The sequence below is a fragment of the Shinella yambaruensis genome, assembly GCF_022899355.1.
Lineage (GTDB): Bacteria > Pseudomonadota > Alphaproteobacteria > Rhizobiales > Rhizobiaceae > Shinella > Shinella yambaruensis.
In genome coordinates, this window is sequence record NZ_JALJCK010000033.1 from 1 (window position 1) to 2,876 (window position 2,876).

The window sequence follows — 2,876 nt, forward strand, 5'->3', positions numbered from 1 at the left end:
TCAGGCAGCGAGGTCTCTGAGGACGGTTTGTAGGATGCCGCCGTTGTTCATGTATGTGACCTCGTCGAGGGTGTCGATGCGGCACAGCAGGGGGATGTCGCGGACGGTTCCGTCGGCATAGGTGATCTTCGCGATCTTCTTCTCGCGCGGCTTGATGTCGCCTTCCAGGCCCTCGATGGTGACGGTCTCGTCGCCCTTGAGGTCGAGGGACGCCCAGGTCGTGCCGTCCTCGAAGACGAAGGGCACGACGCCCATGCCGACGAGGTTGGAACGGTGGATGCGCTCGAAGGACTGGGCGATCACGGCCTTGACGCCGAGAAGGTTGGTGCCCTTGGCCGCCCAGTCGCGCGAGGAGCCGTTGCCGTATTCGACGCCCGCGAAGATGACGAGCGGAACGCCCTCCTCCTTGTACTTCATCGCCGCGTCGTAGATCGACATCTCCTCCTTGGAGGGATAGTGGATCGTGTAGCCGCCCTCCTTGCCGTTCGGCCCGAGCATGTGGTTGCGGATGCGGATATTGGCGAAGGTGCCGCGCATCATCACCTCATGGTTGCCGCGCCGCGTGCCGTACTGGTTGAAGTCGGCGACGCCGACGCCATGGCCGATCAGGTAGGCACCGGCCGGCGAGGCCGCCTTGATCGAGCCGGCCGGCGAGATGTGGTCGGTGGTGATCTTGTCGCCGAACAGGCCCAGCACCCGCGCGCCCTTGATGTCGGAAAGGCCCGAGCCGGTCCTGCCCATGCCGACGAAGTAGGGCGGGTTCTGCACATAGGTCGACTGGTCGTCCCAGGCATAGGTCTGGCCCGCCGGCACCTGCACGTCCTGCCAGTTGGCGTCGCCCTTGAACACGTCGGCATATTTCGTGGCGTAGAGCTCGCGCGTGACATACTTCATGATGAAGGCCTGGATCTCCTTGGAGGAGGGCCAGATGTCCTTGAGGTAGACCGGCTTGCCGTCCTTGTCCTCGCCGAGCGGTTCCGTCGTCAGGTCCTTCTGCACGGAGCCGGCCAGCGCATAGGCCACGACGAGCGGCGGGGAGGCGAGGTAGTTCGCCTGCACATCCGGCGAGATGCGGCCCTCGAAGTTGCGGTTGCCCGACAGGACGCCCGCGGCGATCAGCCCCTTGTCGTTGATCGTCCTGGAGATCGGCGCCGGCAGCGGGCCGGAATTGCCGATGCAGGTCGTGCAGCCGAAGCCGACGAGGTTGAAGCCGAGCGCGTCGAGATCGGCCTGCAGGCCGGACTTGGCAAGGTATTCGCCGACCACCTGCGATCCCGGCGCCAGCGACGTCTTCACCCACGGCTTGGTCTTCAGGCCCTTCGCGACCGCGTTGCGGGCGAGAAGCCCGGCGGCGATCAGCACCGACGGGTTCGACGTGTTGGTGCAGGACGTGATGGCGGCGATCGCCACGTCGCCATGGCCGAGATCGTAGTCCGTGCCCTCGACCGGATAGCGGTTCTCAAGCTGGCCCGGCTTCTTGTAGTCGTTCTCCATCGCGCTCGCAAAGCCCGAGGCGATGTTCTCCAGCGGGATGCGGCCCTCGGGGCGCTTCGGGCCGGCCATGGCCGGAACCACGTCGCCTAGGTCCAGCTCCAGCGTGTCGGTGAAGACGAGGTCGGAGCCATCGCCGTCACGCCACATCCCTTGAGCCTTCGAATAGGCCTCGACCAGCGCGATGCGCTGTTCTTCGCGGCCCGACATGGTGAGGTAGTTGACCGTCTCGGCATCGACCGGGAAGAAGCCGCAGGTCGCGCCGTATTCCGGACCCATATTGCCGATCGTCGCGCGGTCGGCCAGCGTCATGTTGTCGAGGCCGGGGCCGAAGAACTCGACGAACTTCGACACCACGCCCTTCTTGCGCAGCATCTGCACGACCATCAGCACCAGGTCGGTCGCCGTCACGCCTTCCTTCAATTTGCCCGTCAGCTTGAAGCCGATGACCTCGGGCAGCAGCATGGAGACCGGCTGGCCCAGCATGGCCGCCTCCGCCTCGATGCCGCCGACGCCCCAGCCGAGCACGCCGAGGCCGTTGATCATCGTCGTATGGCTGTCCGTGCCCACGCACGTATCCGGGTAGGCGATGGTCTCGCCGTCTTCGTCCTTGGTCCAAACCGTCTGGCCCAGATATTCCAGATTGACCTGATGACAGATGCCCGTGCCGGGCGGCACGACGCGGAAGTTCTTGAACGCCTGCTGGCCCCATTTGAGGAAGCGGTAGCGCTCGCCGTTGCGCTCGTATTCCAGCTCCACGTTGCGGGCAAAGGCGGTCGGCGTGCCGAACTCGTCGACGATGACCGAATGGTCGATGACGAGATCGACCGGCACCAGCGGGTTGATCTTCTCCGGATCGCCGCCGAGCGAGACCATCGCATCGCGCATCGCCGCAAGGTCCACCACCGCCGGAACGCCGGTAAAATCCTGCATCAGGACGCGCGCCGGGCGGTAGGCGATCTCGTTCTCGACCGTGCCCTTGTTGGAAAGCCATTCGGCGACCGACAGGATGTGCTCCTTCGTCACCGAGCGGCCGTCCTCGAAGCGCAGCAGGTTCTCCAGCAGCACCTTCATCGAATAGGGCAGCTTGGAGACCCCGGCAAGCCCGTTCGCCTCGGCCTTCGGCAGGCTGTAATACACATAGTCGGTGCCGTTCACCGTCAAGGTCGAACGACAATGGAAACTGTCTAGGGATCTGGACACGTTATACCCCGTTCCGTCTGGTCGCCAGAAACTGACGTACGAACGCCCTCGCGCCAAAGCGCCTGCGGGATGCGGGTGCGGCCATTTCCGCTGTCCGTACCCGGAAATCACTCCCCGTGTTCGGCGCTGAACATCAAATTCACGCCGACCGCTGGCGTGGCGACCGCGTTATAGATAATTTC

The 2,876-nt window shown here is 64.6% G+C and carries 1 protein-coding gene; it reads right to left on the bottom strand.

Features of this window, described 5'->3' with window-relative positions:
• Nucleotides 1-2,694, bottom strand: coding sequence for an aconitate hydratase AcnA (acnA, locus tag MUU56_RS32595; RefSeq protein WP_245083424.1), 2,694 nt, complete (start codon nt 2,692-2,694; stop codon nt 1-3).
• Nucleotides 2,695-2,876: the final 182 nt, after the last annotated feature.